The organism is Pseudobacteriovorax antillogorgiicola (assembly GCF_900177345.1).
GTDB lineage: Bacteria > Bdellovibrionota_B > Oligoflexia > Oligoflexales > Oligoflexaceae > Pseudobacteriovorax > Pseudobacteriovorax antillogorgiicola.
On the sequence record NZ_FWZT01000004.1, the window covers coordinates 370,084 to 394,867 of the forward strand.

Annotated in this window: 23 protein-coding genes and 1 pseudogene; 12 read left to right on the forward strand and 12 right to left on the reverse strand. The window is 44.6% G+C overall.

The features are described 5' to 3' along the window. Nucleotides 1-189: 189 nt before the first annotated feature. Entirely contained in the window at nt 190-2,127 is a 1,938-nt protein-coding gene (locus B9N89_RS07680) for a PP2C family protein-serine/threonine phosphatase (RefSeq protein ID WP_132316452.1), read from the reverse strand. Between the two features lie 158 nt (nt 2,128-2,285). Here B9N89_RS07680 and B9N89_RS07685 point away from each other — a divergent pair, with 158 nt between their 5' ends. Together B9N89_RS07685 and B9N89_RS07690 are read left to right on the forward strand one after the other, a co-directional pair. Continuing rightward, nucleotides 2,286-3,242: a hypothetical protein gene (locus B9N89_RS07685; RefSeq protein ID WP_132316450.1), complete on the forward strand. Its 957-nt coding sequence runs from the start codon at nt 2,286-2,288 to the stop codon at nt 3,240-3,242. 253 nt (nt 3,243-3,495) lie between these two features. Further along, nucleotides 3,496-5,367 (forward strand): hypothetical protein, encoded by a 1,872-nt coding sequence (locus B9N89_RS07690; protein ID WP_132316448.1) that lies wholly within the window; start codon nt 3,496-3,498, stop codon nt 5,365-5,367. 15 nt (nt 5,368-5,382) lie between these two features. Here B9N89_RS07690 and B9N89_RS07695 read toward each other — a convergent pair whose 3' ends face one another. Next, nucleotides 5,383-5,727, reverse strand: coding sequence for a hypothetical protein (locus tag B9N89_RS07695; protein WP_132316446.1), 345 nt, complete (start codon nt 5,725-5,727; stop codon nt 5,383-5,385). Between the two features lie 82 nt (nt 5,728-5,809). Further along, complete coding sequence (locus B9N89_RS07700) at nt 5,810-6,367, reverse strand: HDOD domain-containing protein (protein WP_132316444.1); 558 nt, start codon at nt 6,365-6,367, stop codon at nt 5,810-5,812. 149 nt (nt 6,368-6,516) lie between these two features. Here B9N89_RS07700 and B9N89_RS07705 point away from each other — a divergent pair, with 149 nt between their 5' ends. Both B9N89_RS07705 and B9N89_RS07710 read left to right on the forward strand, forming a co-directional pair. Further along, nucleotides 6,517-7,428, forward strand: a complete 912-nt coding sequence (locus B9N89_RS07705; RefSeq protein WP_132316442.1) for a hypothetical protein — start codon at nt 6,517-6,519, stop codon at nt 7,426-7,428. Further along, nucleotides 7,425-8,120: a hypothetical protein gene (locus tag B9N89_RS07710; RefSeq protein WP_132316440.1), complete on the forward strand. Its 696-nt coding sequence runs from the start codon at nt 7,425-7,427 to the stop codon at nt 8,118-8,120. Before B9N89_RS07705 ends, B9N89_RS07710 begins: the two co-directional genes overlap by 4 nt. Nucleotides 8,121-8,173: 53 nt before the next feature. Here the strand turns inward: B9N89_RS07710 and B9N89_RS07715 are convergent, their stop codons facing one another. The 4 genes from B9N89_RS07715 to B9N89_RS32395 all read right to left on the reverse strand — a co-directional run bounded on the left by B9N89_RS07715 (nt 8,174) and on the right by B9N89_RS32395 (nt 11,050). Next, nucleotides 8,174-9,808, reverse strand: a complete 1,635-nt coding sequence (locus tag B9N89_RS07715) for a hypothetical protein (RefSeq protein WP_132316438.1) — start codon at nt 9,806-9,808, stop codon at nt 8,174-8,176. A 244-nt stretch (nt 9,809-10,052) separates the two neighbouring features. Next, on the reverse strand, nt 10,053-10,439 hold the full coding sequence (locus B9N89_RS07720) for a response regulator transcription factor (protein ID WP_132316436.1): 387 nt from the start codon (nt 10,437-10,439) through the stop codon (nt 10,053-10,055). A 180-nt stretch (nt 10,440-10,619) separates the two neighbouring features. Beyond that, on the reverse strand, nt 10,620-10,841 hold the full coding sequence (locus B9N89_RS07725; RefSeq protein ID WP_132316434.1) for a DUF2277 domain-containing protein: 222 nt from the start codon (nt 10,839-10,841) through the stop codon (nt 10,620-10,622). Continuing rightward, nucleotides 10,826-11,050, reverse strand: a complete 225-nt coding sequence (locus B9N89_RS32395) for a DUF2277 family protein (protein ID WP_132316432.1) — start codon at nt 11,048-11,050, stop codon at nt 10,826-10,828. Before B9N89_RS32395 ends, B9N89_RS07725 begins: the two co-directional genes overlap by 16 nt. 315 nt (nt 11,051-11,365) lie before the next feature. Here B9N89_RS32395 and B9N89_RS07735 point away from each other — a divergent pair, with 315 nt between their 5' ends. Further along, nucleotides 11,366-12,352: an AI-2E family transporter gene (locus B9N89_RS07735; protein WP_159455223.1), complete on the forward strand. Its 987-nt coding sequence runs from the start codon at nt 11,366-11,368 to the stop codon at nt 12,350-12,352. Nucleotides 12,353-12,460: 108 nt separating this feature from the next. On the opposite strand, the gene B9N89_RS07740 is transcribed toward B9N89_RS07735, so the two are convergent. Both B9N89_RS07740 and B9N89_RS07745 read right to left on the reverse strand, forming a co-directional pair. Next, the gene (locus tag B9N89_RS07740) at nt 12,461-13,561 is read right to left on the reverse strand and encodes a GTP pyrophosphokinase (RefSeq protein ID WP_132316428.1); all 1,101 of its coding nucleotides are present in this window, start codon (nt 13,559-13,561) and stop codon (nt 12,461-12,463) included. An 89-nt stretch (nt 13,562-13,650) separates the two neighbouring features. Further along, nucleotides 13,651-14,706 (reverse strand): hypothetical protein, encoded by a 1,056-nt coding sequence (locus B9N89_RS07745; RefSeq protein ID WP_132316426.1) that lies wholly within the window; start codon nt 14,704-14,706, stop codon nt 13,651-13,653. A 359-nt stretch (nt 14,707-15,065) separates the two neighbouring features. On the opposite strand from B9N89_RS07745, the gene B9N89_RS07750 reads away from it, so the two are divergent. From B9N89_RS07750 to B9N89_RS07765, 4 genes are all read left to right on the forward strand, one after another. Next, complete coding sequence (locus B9N89_RS07750) at nt 15,066-15,401, forward strand: hypothetical protein (protein ID WP_132316424.1); 336 nt, start codon at nt 15,066-15,068, stop codon at nt 15,399-15,401. Between the two features lie 84 nt (nt 15,402-15,485). After that, entirely contained in the window at nt 15,486-15,938 is a 453-nt protein-coding gene (locus B9N89_RS07755; RefSeq protein ID WP_132316422.1) for a hypothetical protein, read from the forward strand. Between the two features lie 2 nt (nt 15,939-15,940). Continuing rightward, on the forward strand, nt 15,941-16,834 hold the full coding sequence (locus B9N89_RS07760) for a hypothetical protein (protein ID WP_132316420.1): 894 nt from the start codon (nt 15,941-15,943) through the stop codon (nt 16,832-16,834). Nucleotides 16,835-16,845: 11 nt separating this feature from the next. Further along, nucleotides 16,846-17,748: a hypothetical protein gene (locus B9N89_RS07765; protein ID WP_132316418.1), complete on the forward strand. Its 903-nt coding sequence runs from the start codon at nt 16,846-16,848 to the stop codon at nt 17,746-17,748. 52 nt (nt 17,749-17,800) lie between these two features. Here the strand turns inward: B9N89_RS07765 and B9N89_RS07770 are convergent, their stop codons facing one another. Then, on the reverse strand, nt 17,801-19,177 hold the full coding sequence (locus tag B9N89_RS07770) for an NAD-dependent succinate-semialdehyde dehydrogenase (protein WP_132316416.1): 1,377 nt from the start codon (nt 19,175-19,177) through the stop codon (nt 17,801-17,803). 294 nt (nt 19,178-19,471) lie between these two features. On the opposite strand from B9N89_RS07770, the gene B9N89_RS07775 reads away from it, so the two are divergent. After that, complete coding sequence (locus tag B9N89_RS07775) at nt 19,472-20,236, forward strand: substrate-binding periplasmic protein (protein WP_159455224.1); 765 nt, start codon at nt 19,472-19,474, stop codon at nt 20,234-20,236. Nucleotides 20,237-20,314: 78 nt separating this feature from the next. Here B9N89_RS07775 and asnB read toward each other — a convergent pair whose 3' ends face one another. Both asnB and B9N89_RS07785 read right to left on the reverse strand, forming a co-directional pair. After that, on the reverse strand, nt 20,315-22,327 hold the full coding sequence (asnB, locus tag B9N89_RS07780) for an asparagine synthase (glutamine-hydrolyzing) (RefSeq protein ID WP_132316411.1): 2,013 nt from the start codon (nt 22,325-22,327) through the stop codon (nt 20,315-20,317). Between the two features lie 66 nt (nt 22,328-22,393). Next, nucleotides 22,394-23,347 (reverse strand): MaoC family dehydratase N-terminal domain-containing protein, encoded by a 954-nt coding sequence (locus B9N89_RS07785; protein ID WP_132316409.1) that lies wholly within the window; start codon nt 23,345-23,347, stop codon nt 22,394-22,396. 459 nt (nt 23,348-23,806) lie between these two features. Between B9N89_RS07785 and B9N89_RS07790 the strand changes: the two genes are divergently transcribed. Together B9N89_RS07790 and B9N89_RS07795 are read left to right on the forward strand one after the other, a co-directional pair. Continuing rightward, nucleotides 23,807-24,553 (forward strand): hypothetical protein, encoded by a 747-nt coding sequence (locus B9N89_RS07790; RefSeq protein ID WP_143478140.1) that lies wholly within the window; start codon nt 23,807-23,809, stop codon nt 24,551-24,553. 33 nt (nt 24,554-24,586) lie between these two features. Continuing rightward, nucleotides 24,587-24,784, forward strand: a pseudogene (locus tag B9N89_RS07795) (hypothetical protein); the annotation flags it as partial.

The window sequence follows — 24,784 nt, forward strand, 5'->3', positions numbered from 1 at the left end:
CCCTAAATGAGTCGGCTTACGCAGCTCAACGGCTGGCTGAGAAGAGAGTTTAGGAAAACTCCAAAAATGATGGTAAGTAGCAGATAATATGCGGTAAAAAATATTTTATCATCAAATCTATTAATCTCGATTCGAGCAAGCACAAAGTAAGCGGCTTATTTTGAAAAGGTGTTGCACAGGTAAAATTACCTATGAAACCCGATCGAGAATGATAAAAGCTGAGTCATCCGTGTCTTCAGTTTTAGCAAAATCTTGTACGATATTGAGCAAGGCTGCCTTCAGTTCGTGGCTGTCTTTTAGACTTTCGACAACTCTAATGAGCTGCCTTATACTCGTTGAACTGCCCCGTCGATCCAGGTTCTCAATCAATCCATCCGTATAGATAAGAATTCTGTCTCCTGCCTCTATGTCTAATTCAAGGACGTCCCAAGTTGAATCAATAGCAACGCCGAGAGGGGAGCCCCGTGCTACGAGAGGTGTAACACGATCACGACTCTTCATAAGAGGGAAAGGGTGGCCGGCATTGAGAAAATATAAGTGGTTTTTCTGGTAGTCGATGCAAATGAAGTTCATCGTCATCCAACGACGACTTTCTTGAGCCATAGCCAGAACCGTTTTGTTTGCAGTACTAGCCAATAGTTTTAAGTGGCTGGTTGGATCAAGCTTTTCTTTACCTTGAGAAAGTATTGTCGAAGACTGAATGCTTCCTGCGACGGAACCAGTGACCATCGCTGAGGCAAGGCCATGGCCCGTAACGTCGCCAATGTAGAAAAAGGCCAGGTGATTGATCGGGTCGTGATGGAACGAATACCAGTCTCCACCGATCTGGATTGCAGGCTGGTAGTGAGACTCAATAAGATAGTTTTCAATATTTGGAACTTTTTTAGCGAAGGATTTTTGAACTTCCCTAGCCGCATTGAGATCTCTTTGGATGAGAGTATTTTCAAATTCCGCCTTGCGCTGGAGGGACTCCGCAAGACGAAGCTTGTAGCCGACAGCTAAAGACAGAATGATGACTTCGATACCTGATCCCAGTAAACTAGCATACTCGGTAAATACACTGCTGGGAATCCAACCAGCAATAACAGACACCTGTATTAAATTTCCTGAGATATAGAATATCCAGCCAATACTAAAAAAATACGCTGGAATATACTGATTGAAGAGACTAATGAGTGCTGTGAGGCTGATGGATGCACTTACCAAAACAGCAAGAATTGTAAGAAGAAATCTTCCCCATTGATAATCGATCCACGTAAAGATCAGAGCTGGAATGCACATCACACAAGCAGTATTTAGAAAAAGGCTCATTATTGGTATGCGTTTGTCACTTGCAAGAAAGTATCGTGTAAACTGAGCTGAACTTAGTAGTGCCAAAATGAGAAACGACAGGTAGAGCTTGGCTATCCACTCAGGGTTGGTATTAGAAAATATTTGATAGGCCGTACCGTGTAGATATGATTGTGCCATGCCATAGAAAAAGAGGAGTGCTGTGTAGTAGAAAAAGACACGCTTGGGATTGAGTGAAAACAGGAAGATGTGATAAAAGAAGAGGCCAATAAAAACTCCATACCAGACATTGACGATGATACCGCTAGAGTTCATGCGAACCCAAAACGATTTCGGCTTGCTGATGGTAAAGTCCATTTGAACAGATGTTTGGGTTTCAACTTTGATAAACATCGTAGTTTTTCCGGGGGGAATGGCAAGAGAAATTGCCGGTAAACGGCTTTTCATAGACTTACTATGGGGCTTGTTCCAGGGGCCAAATTTAAATGCCTGAGTAGAAGTAGCAGTCATCATGTAGACGGAAATCTTCTGCGTCGGTGCGTAGTGAGCATGGAGAATCACTTTCGTAGGAATTGACTCCCTGTTGATAATTTCAACCTGGCCCCAATGTGGTAAGGAGCTAGGCAGAAACCGAGTGCTGCGAGTTTTAATGTCTTTGAACAGAGTTGGCGAGTTAGCGATAGTGTCGAAAGGGAGGGGAGGCTGATGATCGTCGATAAAAAATCTCATTCTCTCATCTAAATCGATGTGCTGAATATTGCGATCGATCAGTACAGGATCAGCTGTCACTAGAGTGCTGTAAAGACACGAAAAAATTATCAAAAATGCTTGAAGCATCGGTTTCCATTTTGGGTTTTAGGCTATTCTCTGATCGACGGATAGGGGAAGCATTAGATAGGAAATATCTGCAGTCAAAGAAAAAGTGGCTGATTTCTTTAACTGTTGGGTGGAGATTCCGATGGTCACCATAGGCCTAACTACTAGACATTCTTACCATGAAGTTATTGTTGTTCATTCTTAGTTTTCTACTGGCTTGTTATCAGCCTTGCTACGCTCAGGATTCCTTGCGCTCTAATGAGGGCCTACGGGCACAGTTCGTAGAAAACAACAAGAATCAAGCGCTTTATGGTTCTGCACCTTTAACCCATATCAGTCCCGATCAGAATCAAATTACCTATGCATTGGGTTTTGAGTGGCCTGATTATACGATCACAGCAGATACCGAAGATCCTAGCTATCAGGAACAAGAAGGGGTTGATGCCAGCTTGAAGATTTCCGGCTGGAGCGTAGCCCCACATCTTGCCGTATCGCTTAAGAATATCGGCTTGGGCTTTTCTGTAGGCCGTGGTGAGAAGAAGGCTGCCTATGAGTACAATGTAAACTACGGTGGGAACTCGACATTTATTGCTCAGGAATCCAAGTTAGCTTATGGTGATGTGGGTCTTCTCGCCTACTTTATTCCTTACCCCAAAATCAGCAAAGGTTTAAGGGCAACCGTGATACTAGGCGGGCGAAGCATCAACGCCAAACATACTGTCGGTGCGACGACAGCAAGCTACAATAGCCCAAGCAGCAGTTTTAGCGATCAAATCTACCGCTACAATGTCAACGAACTCAATGCGGGGTTGAATCTGAAGTTTAAAATTTTGCGACGATTTGCCATCATTCCTTGGGCAGACTATCGTTATACTGACACTTCTGCGATTGATGCTACCGCAGAGGAGGAAGCTGGCAATAGTATCAATAAAACAGAACTTCAGAACGACATCGAATTGTTCTGGCACAGTCAACCCGAAGTTCGATATGGGATCGATTTTTCAATTCAGATTATGCGTCTTGAGATCAACATTGGTGGTCTGTTGGGAGCCCTTGCACTTTCCGGCAATGGTAAGGAATCGGTGTCGGATGACGGTTTCATTATCAACTTCGCCATCCATCAGAAGGGCAATTGAAGTCTTCCAGTCTTAACTCATTTCCAAGGCAAATTGCAGATCTTTCTGGCAAAACTCAATGAATTCAAAGTCTTTTACGATGTAAGCGAGCGTCTGAGCTAAAGAGATATGCTAAAGCACTAAATTCACAAGAATACTCTCCTATATTTGAGAGAAGTATCGATTATGCCGATTAGTCCTATACAGCTAACGCATTTCAATTGAGACCCTAGAGAGATTGGTCCTCAGCGCTCATGAATAATGGGAGTCACCTATGCGTCTAGCAACCTTACTCATAATTATGAGCATCGCGTCTTGCGAGAAAAAGAATAGTGACGATCAGTCAGAAATCCTTGAAGTCCCCGAACAAGAGACCAACTCAGAAACTTCAGATTTCTCATCGGTGGATACTGATGGAGACGGTATCTTGGATGCGGTCGATATCTGTCCTCAGGATGCGGGTGAAGAACAGAAGACTATGTATGCAGATGGAGATGGAGATGGGCGAGGAGATAGTAGTCAAGCAGTTCAGCTTTGCTTCAGCGAGATTGAAAGCTCCGACATCGCCTTCGTTGATAACGGCGATGATACTGATGACACCAACCCCAGTATCTACCCCGAGGCGTCCTGCGATGGGATCTCTCACGGAGAGCAGGATTCAAGGGTTCGCTATCGCTTGGCCCAAGCACCTGTTGCGGGTGCCTGTGAATCGCAAGTGCAGCAGAGGGTTTGTACCGATGGTGTATGGAGTCCTTGGGACGGCGATAGTAGCACTTTTTCCGAAAACACTTGCAATCAAAACCCCGATAATCCACTGACCGTAAGCATTGAACTGGGTGCGGGTGGCTCCACACCGGCAGTCAGTGGCGATAGTCTCACTTGTGCTTATACGGCCAATGCTACTGAGGATGCTGATGGCGATGAGGTGTCGGCAATATGTTCTTGGACCGGCATATCCGGATCGGCAAGCAATTGCTCTTATATCGTTTTACAAGGGGACGCTGATGCGAGTGTCGGCTGCTCACTTACATTGGTAGATGGAAAGGGAGGTCAATCGGAGACCGTTGCCAGTTCGAATAGTATTTCTGTAGAAAGAGCAATCTGCAACTTCAGTGGGAATGATTACGATGGCTCCGCTAGTAATGGCCAGGATGGAACTCCGGCAAAGCCATACTATCTTTGCACGAAGGCTCAATTTGATGACTTTCTTACCAAGTGTACCGATGTTGATACGAGCTGCACTCACTCAGTTTCTCTCCAGACGGACATTAACTTCGCCCTGAGTGACTACAAAGCAACAAAACTTGCAGGAAAAACGACGGCGTATACCGGAGAGTTTGATGGCAATGGTCACAAGTTAGAGCGGCTTAGAAGAGTTGAAATTACTGGGGAAGATTTGGGTGGAATTTTTGCCACTGTGGGAGCAGGTGGGGTTGTCAAAAATCTTGTGATCGATAATTTTAATATCATTGGTTTGGGTAACATTGGTGGTTTGGTAGCGACCTGTGATAGCTGCACGATCAATCAAATCTATTTAGACGGCCTCGATATCGCAAACCTCGGAAGTTCAGGGTATACAGGTGGCCTTGCTGGAATATCACAAACTTCAGACAATGCCAATAACTTTGGGATCAACGAAGTATATGTGGGTGGATCAATTGCTGTAGAGCAGCAAGTGGGTGGAGTCTTGGGCCGGGCAAGTCAAACTCTTCCAGCGACTGGAAATGTTTCACTCATCCAGAATATCTACGCGACAACTACAATAAGTTCAGGAGATGCAGTGGCGACCGGAGGACTCATTGGTGAGAGTAGTAAGGTTTTAATTAGCCAGAGTCTGTTCGCTGGGAATATGGATGCTTCGATTTCAACCGTTCACTCCTATGGTGGGCTTATTGGCCTTTCTATGAACAGCACAGAAGGCTATGAGAGTGCTGCTCTAGGTGTCTATTACTCGCTGGGATTATCGACGTTTAACACCGTTGCCAATGATACGGTGCTCGATGATACGTCGGGATCTCAGGCCAATAATACCAATCTCATCGCGGCGATGGCAGGATTTTCAACAGATGACTGGAAAGCTGATGTTGATACTGTTAACGGTGGAATCTCTTATCTTGCTTTCTTTGCAAGCAAATTTGAAGAGTAATCTCCTACACCAGAATTAAGCCGACTCCTGTCGGCGGGCAAATTTGCTCGATAAGAATCGATCATATGCCTGATAATCGATCCCTAGAAACTTATTATAGGATTCTAAAATACCTTGATCAACGAGTGTTTTCTGATCCTGGAGGTAGTGCTTTATTTGATTAGCAAAAGCGACCATTCCTTGAGGGCTTAAAGATGGTTCTGGGTCGTGATGGTGTTCGATGATAGAGGTGATTTGATCTGGAAATGCCCAAAAACAGGCCCCAATCTCACCTAAGACACTATGGTCTAGGCTATACTGGCTTTCAGCCACGATCCATGGAATACCAGCCTTCCTGGGAAGCTTCAAAAATGTTGTCATAAATCTTGAAGTTGTAGAGCGCGATGACGACCTTTCCTAAATTAGCTAAGCAACCACCAATGTAAGAAATATCCACAAGGTCTCAGCTTAAATACTCTTTGGCCAAGTTTTCTGATATGCGACCATTTAGGAACGCTTCTGCCCAAAAGTCGTCCCAGGAGAAATAGCGACTCGGAACCTTGAATTGGTTCATTGCAGCAGCTAAAACGAGATCAGCGACCTGTTGATACCCCAAGTAAGGAATTGCATGGTCCACTTGTGAGATATTGCAATCCGCTTTCGAACTTGCAGCTCCAAGGATAGTAGCCGTGAGGGTTGGTTCCTTACGAAGATATCCACAAACCTTTTGAATGGATACGTCAGCTTTAGAAAGCTCGTATTGAATCTCGTAGACCGCTGGTTGAATCGGTGGTAACTTCTCAGAAAGTTTAAGTTTATGGAAAAGTGACTTTCGTCCTTCTGCGATGTTGATATCTGGTTTGTACCAATCATACTTTCCAAGCCTCATAGCGAGGGTGGATTGGCAAGAACAGTTGAAATAGAGCGTATCTTGGGGACCCATGCGCCAGCGGCTAGTATTGTTTAGAAAATCATTGCCGTGGTGGTACTCTCGCTTGCAAGAATTGCATATTTTCTTCATGGTTTCAGACCTGTAGATTGGGATTCACAGATGCGATAGGCCATTGATATGCGGAGCGTTTAAATTCATCACCTAATTCTTACTGCCTTGAGTAGATTCGCCCAATCGTGATAACCTATCTGCATTCCCCCTCATCGTAAGGATCCCAGATGATATTTCTTATTTTATGGGAAGTTATATTCTTTTGCAGCAAGGCACACGCGCAAACACCCGACTTAAATAGTTTAAAGACAGTTGTCGATCGAAGCCGCCTTAGCAGTAGGGGACTGCTTTCGGACCCGGGTGTTCAAGGGCTGCCGATCAGAGTGGGGCAGCACGAACTTCAATTTCTAGGTTCCTATGCCGTCGCAGAATTAAAGCATCAAGAGGAAGTTTTTGATTCCATTTCTGGGGAGGATGTAACCCTTACCCAAGAGTTGCAGCAAACTTTTGAGTCTCAATGGATAACCTATCGCTATGGGTGGGAACACCTTTTTTTAGCCATGGCAATAGGTCGAAATCAATCCTACCAATATCATTCCCAGGCTGTCTACTACGAGGAAAATAGGACTAGGATCGATGAAAATGGTTTCAAGATTGCTTTTGGTCATGGGCAGAGAATTGGTGGTAAGAAAATCTCATTGATCGCTTATCAAGTGCACTTTGATTATGGCCAGATCTCACAGGTTGACAGAGGTCCTCGATATGGACAGGATCTTGATTCTGAGCAGATCAACAGTGGCTTTGGACGTATCGGAGCGGGGATAGATGTATTGGGACGTCTCTATTTTGCTGAGTCATTTGGTATTGAGCTGTCTCTAAGGAGCCTTCAAAGCCAGTTCGAAGAAGCTAAGGGAGACAGCGAGCTTAGTGAGTTGAGCCAAGAGCGAATACAAGTCCGGCGCGATATGCTTATCAATGGCGAAGACTTTCCTATTCATTGGGATATGGCCTTAATCGTTGCGCTACCCTCATTTCATATCACGGTTCGTGGCCTGTCGAGTCTTGCGCCCTATAGCTTGGCAGCGGAAAGCCAATTCACATCTAGCCATGTTGCATTAGAGTTAGGGGTTATACTATGAAGCCTCGGTATGGTATTGTACTTGTTGTGTTGTCTTGTAGTCGGGAACCGGCTTTGCAGGAGACCATAAATGTTGATCTATCCGCCCTGCATCAGATTCAGTTTCTCTCTTATAGTACAGGCAGCGATTTACTGGTAGAAACGTGTTTCTCAGAGTCTTATTCGGCTGCAGATCGTCCGTTGACGAAACACATGCAACTCTCGGTGAACGGAAGTTCCGTAAATTCTGAAGATCAGGTTCTCGATTTCTGCAATCGCGTGGGTTATCCAACTACCCTTGAAAGTAGTACCTTTTTCACTATTAGCTCAGAGATCCTTGATAGCGAAAGTAATGCTCAAGAGGAGACGAGCTACGATTTTAAAGTGGATCGCATTGCACCAGCCATTATTTTTGAAGGTATCGACCTAGTGTATTCCTTGGGGGTCGGCTTATTTTCTCTAATTGAGCAAGCGCAGGTGAGTGTAACAGATGAGCAGGGTGTTGTGCTGTATGTTGGAGCAGTGAGCTTCGATGCATCGAGCCAGATTGCGAGTATATCGATTCCACAGGAGGTATTTGCAACGAGTAGTTCCCAAGCTTTCGATATCACAACGTCAGTATCTTATCGCTATGCGATCCCCCAAACAAACCAACTGGCAAGTAGTCAAATGATCATATCGATCCAGGACGTCTTGACGCTAAATCGCCCTTAAAACCAGATACTGGCTAAGGGCGATTGAATGATAGCTAAGGCTAGGGTCTCGGCTTATGGAGTGACTGTCCAATCTAAGTTGCTGAAGGACAAATCGCTCATCTGGCCATCGAAGAAGTAGCGACCATCTGGATATTTACGGGTTGCTTTCTGACCGCCTACATAAAGATCGGCATTTTCTGTAAAGGAAATCAAGCTTCGATCAGTTGCCTTGCGGATTACCTCTTGGCCATCAAGGAGGATTCGGAATCCGCCAGGTGCGAATTCCACACGCAAGGCATAGCTGGTATTTGGACTTATGACTTGATCTTTATAACGAGTTCGAATGACGCGATTTCGATATGGTTTTTTGTCGCGATCGTAGGTCTTGCCCTTAGCGATCGCGCGGGCTTCAGACCTCTGGTGATCAGCCTCACTGGCGGCTACAAGCCATTTGGCAGATAGTCTTGGAAACTTATTGGACTTGTTGCTAGGTGGAACTTGAAGCCAGATGCGCATCACTTCTGGGCGTCGAACCTTTTCTTTCCCATTGCTATTGATATAAGTTTCGGCATTTCGGATACTAAGAAGAAACTGATTGCTGGCCTTCGACAAGCGAGCCAGATCTCCAAACTTGATCTGGGTGTCTACTGCGAAGCCATTTTTGGTAAAGCTAAGTCCGTTACCCAGAGAATAGTGCCTGGTGCTATCGCCAAGAGCGAGACCTGTACTGGTGAAGATTGATTCATCACCGCTATTGCTGGCGACTAGACTTATGGCATCAGCGGCACCGGGAGTCCCTAGCTCGCTGGCAGGATCTTCTTCGGTGTTCACGGAGTCACCATTTGACACCGAATTAATAATGTTCTCAGGAGAGGTGTTACCGTCTTCGTCGATGGGCGTCTCTTCGGAGATTGCCTCGATGGGTGTCTCATCTTCGCTGCTATCTACCAGGCTTTCGATATTTTCATTGGTTTCTTCTTCAATGCTCTCCTCGTCATCGGCAACTCCATCAGTCGTTTCTTGATTAGCCTGCTTCGCTTCTTCTTCTTGATTTGCCTTTTCTTGCTCAGATTTCACATAGTTTTCTGCAATTTCTCGTTGAGCTTGTTCCATAGCCTCTTGGACGTCTTCGTCGCTATCATCGGCACCAGCTAAATCTTGCATAGAGTTGAGCATCGCAGCGAGTTCACGGACTTTTTTAATATCGACCAGAATCGATTGGTCTAGATTGTTAGCAACCAGGTATGCCTTCACTTTTTCATACAGCTCGTAGGTCTTGCTCGCATGATCATTGAGATAGATGCGATACTCGCTCAGGTCTTCACTTGGGTTGATGATTGCCCTAAAATTTCCTGCCTGGACAATAAGGTAGCGAGCCTTTGAGAAAATGGACTTCGAGAATAGAAAGCTAAACTGACCACCACCAGTGAGGCTGGTGCGGCTAAGCTCTTCTTTATCATCGGTAAGGATAATGATTTCATCAGGAATAACGATTCCTTGAGATGATAGCATCGCGCCGTTAGCATCTTGGGTCACCCCTTCGATGATCCCAAGAATCACGATATCTTCACTGCTAGCGGAATCCTGAACGATTTGTCGGTCTTGTTCGGTACTTTCTTCGTCCTCTTCCTGCTTTTTCTGGCAAGAGATGCTCGTGAATGCGACGGACATTGCAAGTATAGAGACTAGTTTAGGTAGTGTCTTCATGTTGATTCCCAGGCTAAGGTCAAACGGTTCATTTTCATCTACATACCATGCCGGGATAAACAGACTGATCGGTTGGCTGCGTGAAGTTCTGAAGACTTGCTGGGTCTATAATTTAACTGGCTGTAATAATTAATATAATTGGATCTTCGGATCAGGCTTTACGAGCCCTTACGCGAGGTAAGCAAGGAGAGAAAAGCGATCGAATCAATCTGAGTTTGAGGTTGAATGTGAAAGAGGGGCTTCTCTATATAGAAGCAAGGGGACCAAGCCTAGCCTTAAGGTATCTCCTTAGATTCCTCACTTCGCCTTTAGCAAAAACACGATCGCTTCCCTCTGCAATTAAGTCTTGGCGTAGTTTTCCCTGACATTGCGCTGATACAACGATGAAGTGGGTGTTGGGACGGTGGGACTTTACTTTTTTGAGCAGTTGCAAACCATCCATCTGAGGCATATTTAAGTCGGAGATTACGAGGTTGTATTCCCGTTGCTTGATTTTTTCAAAGGCTTCACAGCCATCCTTCGCAGTTTCCACAATAACTTCGAGCGATTCAAGTATCCTAGCAATGAAATCGCGGGAAAACGAAGAATCGTCGACTACCAGTGCAGTATTGCTCGCCTTCTCTTTCAGCATGATCGATCTCTCCCGTTTATTTTTGAAGAGAATCGGCAAAGGAAGGCGAACACTGATCACAATTTGTTAAACCCTAAAACCATTTAAAAAAAGTGGTATAAAAAATATTCCATTTTTTGTGGCTACTAAATGGGAGCGCTAGGACTACCTAAAGTAAGCTCCCTTGCAACTATTTTAGCCTTAACGCTTGGCAGAGCTTATGTCTCGGACAGTAAGATTGTCTAGCATCTTCTTGAGAGACTTCGATACTGCCTTCACCGCTTCATCAAATGCCTGGTTGTTGGCGTCACTTGAGTTCTTGTAATCACCGATTTTTCTCACATATTGCAGGGCCGCCTTTTGTATTTCTTCATCACTGGCCTTGCGGTCAACAAATCTAAGTCTTTTTATGTTTCCACACATAATCTCACCCCATTGAGTTTTAGGCTAAGTAATAAGTTTTGGGTATGTGACACTACTTCTTGGACACAGGTTTCAAAGCATCTGGAGTTGGCTTGTGACGGTTTCTGGTACCCGCTAATCTTACTAACAAGGCAGCGGGCACTTTGTTCGACTTCGTCGATACGAACAACGGGTTTAACACGGCGTAGTTTCTTAATGTTTCGGCACATAAGATTCACTATGAAGTGGCAATGCAATATTATCAGCAAATTTATAATAGCAAAGAGTAACAAGGGGCTGCCCTTTTGTCTATGCCTACATGTAGTAGTTTAGGCCATTTTTTTCTGTTTTGGTTAGGGTTTTGATAGGATCAGCTCTTATGATTGACACTAATGCGCGGCTTTAAGAGATCACAAACTCCTCTAGTGGGGGATGTGGAACGATGATTTCTGTTGATTCTGTGATTACAATTTCCGGCCAAGCCCTTATGATACAAAGGATCAGGACTTGTTTTAGCTATGTTCCAATGGGGAGTGTTTTTTACTATGTCGGATCGATTGCGTGATTTTACCTTCATTCTCATTGCGGTATTTCTATCGTCTGTTTCCCTACGTCTCACCAAAGGGATAATGATTCCCTTCATTCTATCTGTATTTCTCGCTTTTATACTAGAGCCCATGATTGCATGGATCAAACGTCGATTCAAAATCGGAGGTGGTCTGGCGATCCTACTGCTGTGTATCCTCATGATTGGCTTGTCAGCCATTTTCTTTTTAACTCTTAGTTCCTCAGTCAGACAGCTTATTGAAAACGCGAATGTGTATGAGCAACGGTTTACCTCATTAATTACCAAGAGCGTCGATCTCATGTCTCATTTCGATGCGGGTTTCGATCGAGAAGAGCTGAAAGGCCTAGTCAAAGAGCTCCCTATCTTTTCGGCACTAAAAACCATTTCGAATACGGTAGTTAAAAGTGTATCCGATTTTTTCCTTGTTGCTATTTTTACTATTTTCATTCTCAGCGGCCCAAAGATAAAGCTACCCAATACTGAGGTATGGTCGCGAATCAACAAGAGCGTTCGGACTTATCTAGTCACTAAATTTGTAACGTCAGCTGCTACAGGAGTCTTAACAGCAATCATTCTTAAAATTGTTAATCTAGACATGGCCCTGATGTTTGGGCTTCTGGCATTTATCTTGAATTTTATTCCAACTTTTGGATCTATCTTTGCAACATTGTTACCCATCCCTATTGTGCTCCTACAGTTCTCAAATCCAATACTGATCTTGGTGAGTATCGGTTTGCCGGGCTTGGTTCAGTTCACTATTGGCAATGTATTAGAGCCTAAGATAATGGGAAAAAATTTAGATCTTCATCCAGTTACTGTTCTAATGAGCCTAATGTTCTGGGGGGTGTTGTGGGGTATCCCTGGTATGCTACTTGCCACGCCTATCACAGTCATTATTAAGATTGTGCTAGAATCTCAGGAAAGTACCCAGGGATTTGCTAACGGGATGGCTGGGCGATTCTAGAGGCTGAATTTGAGGCAGACTCTAGTGCCTAGTCAAGTTGAATCTCGGCTAGGCGACAAGGAGCGAGTGACAAAGTCAACAACGCCGAGGCATCAAATCGACTAGACTCTATTTAGAAGGAAGCTCATGTTTAACCTTTTGATTCATAGAGTCAACAAATATGCTTGCTATCCTCGTAGCCTCTTGAGTGTTGCCGGGATAGTCAGACATCTCATAGAACTGCCTCATGACCTCCATCTTCTTGATATGAAGATCTTCTCGTTCGAAAGCCACTAAGTGAGATAAAAAGAAGAGGCTATAACCTCGATGAAATTCATTGAGGTGGCTGGCATCAAAGTCCCAGGCTTTTTTTGTAAACTTAAAATAGGAAGATACGAATTGAGGAAGCCGACCACGTAGCTTACCCATGGTTGATGTGATATCGAAGGCTGAGTCCAGCTCAACAGATAGCAATAATTTGATCAAGTAATGTGGAAAAAATAGATCGTCGGAAAGAGGGAGGGCTAGTTGTTCGGCCAAGGCTGCATCTACATCAGCCACAAGACTATGGCGAACGATGGATACAAGGGAGATTTGATCGAGCTTAAGGTCAGAGTTTTGTTCGAGATCTTCTTGATTCACCTTTTTCTGGTAACGCTTGATCGCATCCCGAATCTCTGCAAATTCCTCATCTGCAATTTCAAGTAGGCCAGATAATCTGGAGAACTTCCGTCTAATTTCAAAAGGTACACTTTCAGGAAATTTATAACCCAAGTCGTGCTCAATTTCGGCCCAGGCGTGCTGTAAAATGGTTCGAATCTGAACTTCAAATGAAGAGATCAATTCGTGGTCAATCTTGCAGATATAGTGGAGCGATTGATAGCCAAATTGATCGGGAGCACTCTGGATACGTTTGTCAACAGAGTTGCTTAGATCTACATCAAATCTGTCTTCTATCACCTTGGCTATACGGTCAATGTCATCAGCAAAGTAGGTTATAACTCTGATACCTAGAATATCAGTGACATCAGACAAGTCTCGATAGATCTTGTCTGGGCGGCTGAGCTTGCCTTCTAAGCTCTGCCTTGTTTTTACCCGATAGGTTATCCCGTGAACATGAATTTTAGCGTCCTTAAGTGCGCGGACGAGCTGATTCTTTAGTTTGTATAATGTCGCCTCAAAGCCCGGAATCGCGCCGTCGTAACCCTGGCTGATCTCGTCGATATTCATAGACCCTCTCGTTCTCAAGCTATTTGCCTTACAATATATGGCATAGGTGAGGCTTGCCAACAAGGCCTGATTCAGAGGGAGCTGGCATTTTATAATGGTACGCGGAACCTCTGGTTTGTAACGATACTTCTGATATCGCGAAGAGTGATCCAAGTTTCACCGTCTTGAGAGGCAAGGATCTGGAGTGCACTTGGGGCGCACGAACTATAGTCTCGGGCCTCGCTATCGAGCTGCGCGCTAGAGCTCCCACCATCGATATAGACCCCATCAAGGAGGATTCCTGGATAATCGATGAAGTCGAACTGAATATAGACATCGCTTCGAGCGAGAGATGGAGTCGTTGCTGTCATGGCATCAGCTTCTGCCCACCAACCATTACCAAAACCGCCTCCAAACGCCTCATATGCAAAGTATCCAGGAAAAGAGTTTGAGCTTGAGAGCAGTACATCCTGATCGCCGATAGTACCCTGGTTAGCATTGACAGAACTAGCATCGATGAGGCTTGAAAAACTATCCGCTTGCTCCTGACCATTCCAGCTAAGGGCAAGATCTTCAATGCCAATAGTATTGTTAGGGCAGGGTGCAGCCATCTCCGTGAGTCGAATTCGATACTGAAGAAAGGCAGGAATACGAGCTGATGGATCTCTTTCCAAGCTTGAGGATACGGGCTCCAAAACTTCACCAAGCTCACGTGTATCCCGTGAGGCTCGGTAGCCAACCCAAAGTGACTCTAAAGCTGTTGATAAAGCAGCGGGGTTGGGGGCTCCTGAAAGACGATGAGTCACATGAAATGGAGCGTCACTGGCTAGCACCGTACTAACGATTTCCACTCGATCGTCTGATCCTTCTGGAAGCCTAGCGAGCCATTGGATGTCATAGCCATCAGCTTGGAACTTGCTATCGTCTGTTTCAGAAGCCAACCAACAACCCACTCCAGCTTGATTCGCATCATTGGTAGGCTCTTGGATCACCCGGCAACTTAAGTAAGCTCCTGTGATCGGTTGAGGAATCGCAACACTATCATCGTCATCCTCTTCCAATATTACTGCTTCCTTCTCCTTGCTACCGAACTCCTGGTCGGTGCAGGCTTGGAGCGATCCTAGCGCCAGCAAAAAAATAGTATATGAGCGGGTAAGTCTTTGCATGTGAGTTCCTTGCGAAATCATACATTCCGTACGATTGGCGATGCGATCAAGTTTGGGTTCTCTACAAAAAACCTATCGGTGTTGATGGCTCAGGAGTTCACATAAATGATAATTCTTTGAAGGATTCGAGACTTAAAGTACTACATTTTCAAGTCTTCGTGCGTCTGCTCTGTGAGCCTGACTGAAGGCAGGTCGATGGACAGCTTTTTGTTGTGTGTATGTAGAATTGACCTCACTAGTATCAGGTTCCTTTGTCTGCTGGTATGGCTGATCTCGATGATGCTTGGGAATGTGTTTCTAACAAATCTAGTTGACAATTTCCTGCAACCAGACATAAGTGTCTAGTATAGGAGAATAGTTTGCGACTCTTCATCGAGAAAATCTGCCTGATCTATACCGCCCTCTTTATGACCGTGGCCAGTGTTCCCCGCTGCGATGTGATCATTGACGCCTTGGGTTTGGCAGAATCCGAGCAAGCTCATGAGTCTTGTCATGATGAAGACGATACAGAAAGCTCAGAGTGCCAATGCCAGGTTCACTTTGCCTACCTTTGTCTCCCAGATCAGCTATATATCAGCTTTGATGAATCGTTGAACTCGGTTCCCATGATTCATAACGATTCTATAGTCGCAACACCTTCAAACTTTGTAGGCGATAGCCTCAGTCCGCCGCCGCGAAGCAGCCTTCTAGCCTAATCTAATAAAATTCATCTTTGTGTTTTCTGGAACTAGCGCTGGGCTGGTTTCTGCATGAGTATATTTTTATCTGTGAGGTTTCTTATGAAAAGACTCGTCGGTGCACTTCTGTGTCTGAATCTGATTCTATCTGTTTCCACTTCTGTCTTTGCTAACAGCGAAGCGGATGATGGATGGCTTGCATCAACGGAAGGTGACTACCTTGTTAAGGCTATTCCTACTGCCCCTCTGGTTGCTGGTCAAAAAGGACCAGAAACCAATCAATTGATGCTAACCTTTCAAAGTATCGCAGGACAGCCCGTTAGCCTGCTGGAGTTTACCGCTACCGACTTTGTGCCTTTTATGCCAACCATGGGTCATGGGACCGTGGCAACTCACCAAGTTGATCTGGGGTTCGGGGAGGAGAACCAAGCCCTAGTCAAGCAAATCTATTTCACGATGGCAACGATGGCAGCCCACGGCTGGGTTATTTATCTTGATGTGAATCTGGATGGTTTAAGTAATCGCTTTGAAATTCCAGTAATTGTGGGAATGTAATCATGAAACATCGTCTCTTTTGGGCGTGCGCTTGCCTAGCGATTTTTTTGGCAGTGCACCGACAAGCCCAAGCCTGTGCCTCCTGCGGAAGTGGAGGCAAGACTCCTTTGGTTTTGTATCCTAGCGAAAACTTGAAGTACTACCTAGGGCTGACTCAAGCCTCTGGCTTTCGGAATTTTGATCCATCGGGAAAGTCGTTCCGCACCCAGTCCACTGATATCAAGCGGAGCTTCACCCTGGCATTAGGTTATCGGTTCAGCCAAAAGCTATTTATTACTAGCTCGTTGCCGTACCAGCAAAATATCAAAGGCAGTGCAAGCCAGCAGGGTATTGGTGATCCAAGTATAGGTTTGCACTACATTGCAATTCTACCGAGCTTTTCGGAGCCACACGTTCCGCAGTTGCAGCTGGTTGCCAACGGCAAACTTCGGCAAGCTGATGGCATGAATGAGAGTCTCGATCCTGAGCAACTCGATGTCTTTGGTAGCGGCTACAATGAGCTTGGTTTGGGAGCGGATCTCTGGTGGGGGATGACAGCATGGAAGTTTGGCCTTGCTCAGGCTTGGACGTATTCACTGGCAGAGGAATTTTCAGGGGTTTCATATCAACCAGGATGGCAAAGTCAATCGATCCTTACCTTCGGTCGTGACTATAGTGCCAAGGGTAAGCTGATTGGAGGTTTGAAGTACGATTTTCGCGGCGAAGTTGAAATTGATGATCGTGCCCAGCCTGGTAGTGAGATCCGTAATGTCTCAAGCTTTGTAACCATCGATTATCTACTCACCACTGAGCGCCAGCTACGGCTGACATGGGATCGGCGGGGAATGACTCAAGCCAATAAAAATGGCTTTCGCCAAGACTCTATTATCTTTGCTTACCAAGAAATTATTATGTAGGAATTATTCAAATGCGACTCTTAAACTTTGTACTGATCACTTTTAGTTTTTTTCTTCAGCTTGCTTGTGGGGGTTCGTCATCTGATGATGAAAGTCAGCAAACAGAGCTTGTTGGGGACACCACTTTGTTTATTTCAAGTCAGGACGTATATAAAGTCGAGGCTCAATGGAGCAAAACCCTAGTGCCAGGTCGCGATGGTGTTGCAGGCAACTTCGTTGTGCTAAGCTTTTTCACCAAGGCTGGTGAGCCAGCAGACTCGGTAGATCTCCAATCAAATTTATTCGTGCCTGTGATGCTAACCATGGGCCATGGCAATAGCGACAAGAACCACAAGGTCCTATCTCCTGGAGATCAAGCTCATGTGATTCGAGTCGAAAACATATACTTTAATATGGCTGATCAGGGGCAGCATTCATGGAGCATTCGGCTTACCGCTACAGTGAATGGAGTTGAAGATACTGTGACTCTTGCCGTGCCGAAGGTTCAAGATGTGGAGCGGCCTAAGGTCATCACGCCTGAGGGTGGGACCCTTTCAGATGCTGGCTTGTTTCATATCGTACTTCATGATGCCTCGAACCTTGAAGCTCAAAAAGACGGTCGTGCCAATAACAAAGTAGAGTTTATGCTTTTCGATGCTGAGGGTTTGCCTCTAAAGAACTTCAAGATCGAAACGATCGAACCTTGGATGTACATGAACAATCGCGATCATGGCAATTTCGATGATGATCACACCCTTCGCTTTATGGACGGCATGGCTCATCATGGGATCATCGAAAATATATTCTTCCCCATGGCAAGTGAGATGACCATGAATGGTGAAACCCGGGTTATGGGCCGCTGGGTTCTAAAAATTAGTCTAACGTTGAATGGTGAAGCCGATTCGGTGGAACTAGACCTACCTAAGGTACTGTAAGCAGAACCTTAGAAAGGCATGGACGAAGCTTTCGTTCATGCCTTTTTTAAACCTAAGACTGTTTTGTAACGGTTTTGATATTGGCAAACTCAAGAAGCCCTTGGGAACCAAGTTCGCGACCGTAGCCGCTATCTTTAATTCCGCCAAAAGTTGCCGCAGGGTGGCTGCGGACGAAGTCGTTGATCGCACAGCTACCAGCTTCAATCTCGTGGGCTGCTAAGTATTCAGCTCGTTCAATGTCCTTAGAAAAAATTGCAGCACCTAGCCCGTAGCGTGACTGGTTAGCTATGGCGACGGCTTGCGCTTCATCCTGAGCCTCAATCACCGATGCCACAGGGCCAAAGATTTCATCGTCAAAGGCAGGCATGCCTGACGATACACTTGTCAAAACCGTAGGTGGGTAGTAAAAACCAGTACCCTCGGGAATCTGTCCATTAAGCGCGAGTTTCGCACCCTGATCAATTGACTGCAACACCTGAGAATGAACCTTATCCCGCAAGTCCTCGCGGGCCAGTGGACCCAGATCAACATCATCCAAAGGATTGCCATAGGATTTTCGACTCATGGCTTGAATGACTCGCTCCGTGAACTCGCCAGCGACAGATTTGGTAACGATAAAGCGCTTTGCCGAAATGCAAGTTTGCCCCGAATTGATGAGTCTGCTAGCGACACATGTTTCTACAGCAAGATTGAGGTCGGCATCGTCGAGAACGATGTAGGGGTCGCTACCCCCGAGCTCAAGGACACTTTTCTTTAGTGCCTCACCAGCTTGGCTGGCAATCGCCTTGCCGGCCCGATCGCTACCAGTGAGAGTGACTCCTCTCACACGGTAATCCATCAAAACTTGGCCCACTTGCTTGTGATCGGCAAGGATCACGGAAAAGCAGTCTTGTGGAAGGCCTACCTCTTTCATCAGAGATTCTAGAGCGAGGGCGCAGCCAGTAACGTTGGGAGCGTGCTTCAGCATGCAGACGTTGCCTGTCATAAGATTTGGAGCAACGAATCTCATCACTTGCCAAAATGGAAAGTTCCAAGGCATGATAGACAAGATGACTCCCAGTGGGCGGGTGTAGGTGCTTGCAATTGTAGAGTCGTCGAGGGCTTTGGTCGATTCCGCTAAAACGTCCCCGCTATGATTTGCATAGTAGCGGCACACGGCAGCGCACTTACTGATTTCAGCCTTCGATTGTGATAAGGGTTTTCCCATCTCATTGGTAATCAAATGGGCGTATTCATCTTGCTTCCGGTCGAGTCCATCGGCGATAGCAAGGAGGTGGTCCTGACGTTCTTGAAGGCTGGTATGGCGCCAGGTTTGAAAGCGGTGGTGGGCTGCATCAAGCCGGTCCAATAATTGGGCGTCACTCATGGTATCGTAGAGTTTGATAATTTCTTCGTTGGCTGGATTTAGAGTTGTAATAGTTTCTGGCATCAAATACTCCTGCTAATGGATATCGTTGTTCCATTCTTACTAATTTTTCTGCAAAGGCAATGCCATACAACAAACACGTCATTGTGATTTGATTTAAATGTGAAAGTCCCTGGGCTACAAAAAATCCGCTTTGATATGGGAGGTGGTTACGCAGTATAGTGTAGGGGATAACCACCGCTAGGTGCTAAGCTGCATGGAATAGCCTTCGGGCGATATGATCAGTATCCTTGAATACAACAAAGTGATACGATAACATATCAGCTAATAGTGAGTAAAATGAAGAGGTTTTATACTATGAAGCACGTTCTACTGATGGTGTTATGGGTGTGCTATGCCCCAGCAGTGTGGTCTCAGACTCTAGAGGTTCGTGCTGATCCCTGGTGCCCTTATACCTGCGACGATGAGTCTGAGAAAAAGGGCTATATGATTGAATTGTTAAAAACGATATTTGAGCCTCAGGGCCTAAAAGTTTCCTACAGTAATTTAAGCTGGAAAAGAGCCTTGGACAGCACTAGAAAAGGGCGATACAACGCTGTGGTGGGTGCGTTTCGAAGTGATGCACCAGACTTTGTGTTTCCAGAAAGCCATGCGGGTATCTCAAGAAATTTTTTCTATGCTTTACCAAAAAGTACTTGGCAATACACAGGACCTAAATCGTTGCAGGGTCAAACGGTAGGCATCATCCGCGGCTATACCTATGGTGATGATATCGATGAACTTCTAAAAGATCCCGAAAAAAAGCGCTTCGCCCAACTCTTCTATGGTAATAACGCACTCGATGATATGATTGAAAGTGTCAGAGATCGCAGGATTATGGCATTTATCGATGACACCAATGTTGTTGCCTACAGCCTAGCTCAAAAGTTCCCAAAATTAAAGCTGAGGAAGGTGGGCCAGCTAGAAGAGGAAAAAGTGTTTGTTGCGTTCTCCCCTGCGATTAAGGAATCTAAACGCTACGCTCAAATGTTTGATGAAGGGATGAAGAACATACGCAAGAAAGGTGAGCTTGCTAAAATCCTAAGCCGGTATAATTTAGAAGACTGGAAGAAGGCTAAATAGATGTAAAACAAATAAATGCAATGAGGCGGCATCGTAAAGCCGCCCATTGTTACTCCCCTTAATACCTAACGAGCTAGACTATCTGCCATTGGCCATTTCTCCCTCGATTATTACTTTTGGCTTTCTATGGATCATTTTAAAATCTCGACTGTGTGGGACTGTATTCTCGATCAATTTCTTGTGAATAACTTGCATGCTAAGAGTTAAGCCCATTAAGGTATCTATTTTCTTTCGCAGCCCACTAGTTCTAGGCAAAGTATTCCATAGGAACTTCAGCAGAGCTACGAACTTTGGCTTGAATATTTCAGATTGCTGCAACGCACTTTGTGAAAGGTATTCGCCAAATAATTCACGACCTCGGTGAGTTTTGCTCAATGTTAGCCAGTCTGGAGACATAAAGGGGTGCTTATGGATCTTTCGATGAAACTGAGGTAGCTCATCCTTATAACTATCAAAAAGCACATACTTTTCACGAAGGTTGGCGAGATCCATAAAGTATTTAGGAGGAATCGTGCCAACAGCTTCGAGAAGTTCTCTATCTAAGAAAGGGGTCCTGCATTCGATGCTATTTGCCATTTCTACGCGATCAGCTAGATTCGGAATCATATAGCAGTAGAGCTGGTTCAGGGTCATTTCCTTTGAAGCATTTATAGGGTCTAAGGCCTTCATGGCTTCAATATCAAATTGTGATTTAAAGCAATTTTCAGGATTATCGTTTGCCATTATTCCTAGTTTCTTTGTTTGAAACAGCTTTTGAATGAGGTTACCATACTCTTCAGATCTAAGCGGCATAAAGGCGGCATAGCCGTATATATGGTTGGGTCGAGACCAATCTACTTTCCGGTTCCAGTGAATTCCCTCTGATCGAGTTTCTTTCGCTTGAAACTTTTTCCAGAGTTCTAGGCCTTGCTTACGCTCTTCACCACCTTGCTTCAACATGCGCCAGATGGCCTCTAGCTTAAAGTAAGGATATCCTGCAAAGACTTCATCCGCACCTTCACCAGTAAGGCAAACTTTTTCTCCTTGCTGGTGTACAAGTTCAGATAGCTGCATCTTGGCGACTGCACCAGGATTGGCAATCGCACTTTCTGTATGATATGCAGTGCGTTCGAGATTGTCTGCAATGGTGTCCATAGAACAATCTAGTTTATTGAATTTCGCTCCATAATGATCTGCCATCTGCCTTGCCAGATGTGACTCATCATAGACAGAATCACCGAAACCGATGGTATAGGCATTAAAGTCTTGTCGTTCCCGAGACATCAAAGCACATACAATGGAAGAATCGAGACCACCGCTTAGATAGGTGTTGACTTTGACATCTGCCACTAGCCTTCTACTGACGGCCTTCTGAAGTTTTTCGCGAACGAGTTTCTTGGCATCTTCAAAGGTCATGGATTGATCAACATCATAAGACTGCTGCCAATAGCGATGCTCACTTTTCTTACCTTCAGCATTGATACATAGAAAATGGCCTGGCTTTATACTTTGAATACCTTCAAAGGCTGAGATAGCTGGAGAAAATGCACCGAATAGGGGTCCACACAGATAGTCTTTACTAATCTTTCTCGGCACGCGAGGTAGGGCGAAAATTCCTTTAACCTCGGATGAAAATATCATTTCCTGATCGCTTTCATAGAAAAATAGAGGCTTAACTCCAGCGTAGTCTCGCACTGCATAAAGATTTTTTTTGCGCCCATCCCAAAGCATGAATGCAAATTCACCATTGAGCTTGGCAAAGGCATCAGTACCGTAGTGCCGATATAGCTCGATAATAACCTCAGTATCACTTTTTGTCGCAAAGCTACTGCCCTTAGCTTCTAATTTTTTTCGCCAGATTTCATGATCGTAGATCTCGCCATTGAAAACGATTGCCAGTTCTCCTGACTTATTGTCAAACATGGGCTGCTGTCCCGAGTGAATATCTAGAATACTAAGGCGTACATGGGCAAGTCCGATCGAGTTATCATTCAGAAGGGAAAAGCCAGCTTCATCTGGGCCACGATGCTCGATTGCAGAGGACATAGCTGCAAGATCTTGGGGGTCGACCAGATTATTTTTCTTTTTGACGATAATGTTAATACCACACATGATTTAAATGCCTCGCTTTATCGTAAATAATTGAATTAAAATCTCTTTGGGTTGTTGTGACCTGTGTTATGAAAATGTCCCTGCGGTTAGCAAAGATCCGTTTTCATCACAGACCTCGAATTTATTGCCTGATGTATACAGGTGCACGTCTTGATCTACGAGAACCGGTCTACAAAAGGTAATACTGATTTGATTAAGCGGGCTTTTTTTGATTTGTGTGAGTTTGTGGATACAGTGATTCATCATCCCGTATCCTTGAAGGAATGCTCTTTTTTGACCTGTTAAGCGCGCTCCCCAATTGGTAGTATGGATGATGTTAAAATCTCCAGAGACTTTTGCGAATTCGTGTCCAGCTGCTTTAGAGATTGCAATGGTCGCGTGTCCAGAAGATCCTGAATCTGACATTGAAAGTTTGCTTAGTCTACGGGAAATTCCAGAAAAGTTCCTTGGATCGTAACTTGACTGTGACTTCAGCTGAGACAGGTGCTTTTCGCTGCAGTTTTTAACAAACCAAAAGTCTTTGTGATGTCTAACCAATTCACCAATCTGATTAAAGACATCCGTTGCTACGACCAGAATACACTGTTTCTTCCTGACAATAATCTCTGCGAGGTGTGAAGCTAAAGTGAACTCAACACCTTCGCTAATAGGTTCATTGGGTTTCAGAATTTCGACATCACCACGTAAGTGTAAAATAGTTGAGAAATTGACATTGACCTGTTTTAGAATATCAAAAAGTCCGAAAGCACCAGCGCTATTATAATATGTTAGGGGTGATGCTACATCGCTGTCTTTTCTAGCAATAAATTTATTCCAGTTTTTAATATCTTTCTGGGTTATACGAAGGCAGTACTTGGCTGCCCTAACATCGCCTTTAAAGCTTGGCCTATGAGGTCTAATGAGACCCTGGAGCATCTCCTTAGTGTACTTAGGGATGTATAATTTTCCTTGCAGATTGACGATTCGCTTTTTATTAAATTTGGGATGAATCTGCTTCAACGGGTGATATGACGTTTGCATAACAGCTTCCTCTGATCAGCGATAAGTTACGCTTGAAGAAAGCAACAATTGTTCCTCGCATAAGTGACCTTCCGAAGTTTCCAAATCGCGGGGTAATCCATTTGGAATCGTTAATAATATCAAGTACTTAGATGGATTGATTATGATGTAAGGTCAGAATTGGTCGGCTCCTAAAAATGTAGGCTAGCAGAGGGTGAGATCACTGGCTCCGTCGAGTTTTCTTTCTATTATATTGCGTGACCAATCGTTTGATACTTTACTAAAGCTTAAACAATTCATCATTCAATCTGAGGGTATCTAAAATCCCAGTAAGATTGAAACCTCCCTTTTACCTAACCGCCTTCTAAAACTAAGACTATAGTGACCCGCTTTGCCTAATGCACAAAATCTCACAGTCCATAAGTTTCTTCCGATAACTATTAGGTGTTTAACAATGATTAGTTTGAAATGATATCGATCTTGAAAATCCTTGTCGTTGTTTTAATCTTTATGGATTATGCGTCCGCAAAGGAAGAGCAAGTCTATCTCGATTCGGATAATCTGGTAGGCCAAGCTGTTGGAACCTATACCCGCTGGCTTCAGAGTGAACAGTCAATATTTGATATTACCAATGGGAAGCATGACAATGCGTTCACCGATGGTGATGTAGCAATGATTAATAAAAATTATACCTACGATACCTATTGGTATCATGTGGCCATTAGAAACAGTGATGGCTCAAAAGTAATCTATCTCCATGATCCACAGAGTTTCTACAATGTGTTTCAAGTCTTTGTTGATGGTAAGTTGGTGGGTGACCTAGATTTGAAAAACTCTCTCCAGAGTCGCATAGTTCCCATATCTCTTAAGGAAAACCAAATCACAGACGTTTTCATTAAGAAGAATACTGAAGGGCTCATTCATCAATCGAATTGGAGTTTCTGGACGAATCTTGATGACTTGAAAGACCACATTCACAACTCTGAAAAGGTTTTCGTCGCACTATTCACTATCTACAGCATGAGTTTTCTCATTACCGTGCTCGCCTTTTTGTCCTTTAGAGAAACTATCTACTTTTTTTACGCGGGTTATCTTGCATCATTTATTGTTTTCTTGATGAATACCTGGTCGGTCTTTTATATACCACTCATTACTGAATACGGAGCGAATGCAACCACTGTGCGCTATGTGCCAGGGGAGTGTGAGACAAATCTGCCGATAGATTAGTATAATGTTTGCGCGGTAGTGAAAGGTCTCAAAATGACAAAGAATCAAGAAAATCTTACCAAAAGTAGAGACACACATCAGGTGGAGGATAAGCCTAAAAGAAGGCAGTTCAGCCCTGAGTACAAGAAGAAGATTCTTACAGAACTGGAACAAACCCAAGGCAAAAGAGGTGCTGTAGGGGAGATCCTCCGTCGGGAGGGTCTTTATGCAACCCAAGTGGCTACATGGAAG

Coding starts and splice junctions, on each gene's coding strand:
- B9N89_RS07680 (WP_132316452.1), bottom strand. CDS start 2,127: ATGCTTCAAGCATTTTTGATAATTTTTTCGTGTCTTTACAGCACTCTA.
- B9N89_RS07685 (WP_132316450.1), top strand. CDS start 2,286: ATGAAGTTATTGTTGTTCATTCTTAGTTTTCTACTGGCTTGTTATCAG.
- B9N89_RS07690 (WP_132316448.1), top strand. CDS start 3,496: ATGCGTCTAGCAACCTTACTCATAATTATGAGCATCGCGTCTTGCGAG.
- B9N89_RS07695 (WP_132316446.1), bottom strand. CDS start 5,727: ATGACAACATTTTTGAAGCTTCCCAGGAAGGCTGGTATTCCATGGATC.
- B9N89_RS07700 (WP_132316444.1), bottom strand. CDS start 6,367: ATGAAGAAAATATGCAATTCTTGCAAGCGAGAGTACCACCACGGCAAT.
- B9N89_RS07705 (WP_132316442.1), top strand. CDS start 6,517: ATGATATTTCTTATTTTATGGGAAGTTATATTCTTTTGCAGCAAGGCA.
- B9N89_RS07710 (WP_132316440.1), top strand. CDS start 7,425: ATGAAGCCTCGGTATGGTATTGTACTTGTTGTGTTGTCTTGTAGTCGG.
- B9N89_RS07715 (WP_132316438.1), bottom strand. CDS start 9,808: ATGAAGACACTACCTAAACTAGTCTCTATACTTGCAATGTCCGTCGCA.
- B9N89_RS07720 (WP_132316436.1), bottom strand. CDS start 10,439: ATGCTGAAAGAGAAGGCGAGCAATACTGCACTGGTAGTCGACGATTCT.
- B9N89_RS07725 (WP_132316434.1), bottom strand. CDS start 10,841: ATGTGTGGAAACATAAAAAGACTTAGATTTGTTGACCGCAAGGCCAGT.
- B9N89_RS32395 (WP_132316432.1), bottom strand. CDS start 11,050: ATGTGCCGAAACATTAAGAAACTACGCCGTGTTAAACCCGTTGTTCGT.
- B9N89_RS07735 (WP_159455223.1), top strand. CDS start 11,366: ATGTCGGATCGATTGCGTGATTTTACCTTCATTCTCATTGCGGTATTT.
- B9N89_RS07740 (WP_132316428.1), bottom strand. CDS start 13,561: ATGAATATCGACGAGATCAGCCAGGGTTACGACGGCGCGATTCCGGGC.
- B9N89_RS07745 (WP_132316426.1), bottom strand. CDS start 14,706: ATGCAAAGACTTACCCGCTCATATACTATTTTTTTGCTGGCGCTAGGA.
- B9N89_RS07755 (WP_132316422.1), top strand. CDS start 15,486: ATGAAAAGACTCGTCGGTGCACTTCTGTGTCTGAATCTGATTCTATCT.
- B9N89_RS07760 (WP_132316420.1), top strand. CDS start 15,941: ATGAAACATCGTCTCTTTTGGGCGTGCGCTTGCCTAGCGATTTTTTTG.
- B9N89_RS07765 (WP_132316418.1), top strand. CDS start 16,846: ATGCGACTCTTAAACTTTGTACTGATCACTTTTAGTTTTTTTCTTCAG.
- B9N89_RS07770 (WP_132316416.1), bottom strand. CDS start 19,177: ATGCCAGAAACTATTACAACTCTAAATCCAGCCAACGAAGAAATTATC.
- B9N89_RS07775 (WP_159455224.1), top strand. CDS start 19,472: ATGAAGCACGTTCTACTGATGGTGTTATGGGTGTGCTATGCCCCAGCA.
- asnB (WP_132316411.1), bottom strand. CDS start 22,327: ATGTGTGGTATTAACATTATCGTCAAAAAGAAAAATAATCTGGTCGAC.
- B9N89_RS07785 (WP_132316409.1), bottom strand. CDS start 23,347: ATGCAAACGTCATATCACCCGTTGAAGCAGATTCATCCCAAATTTAAT.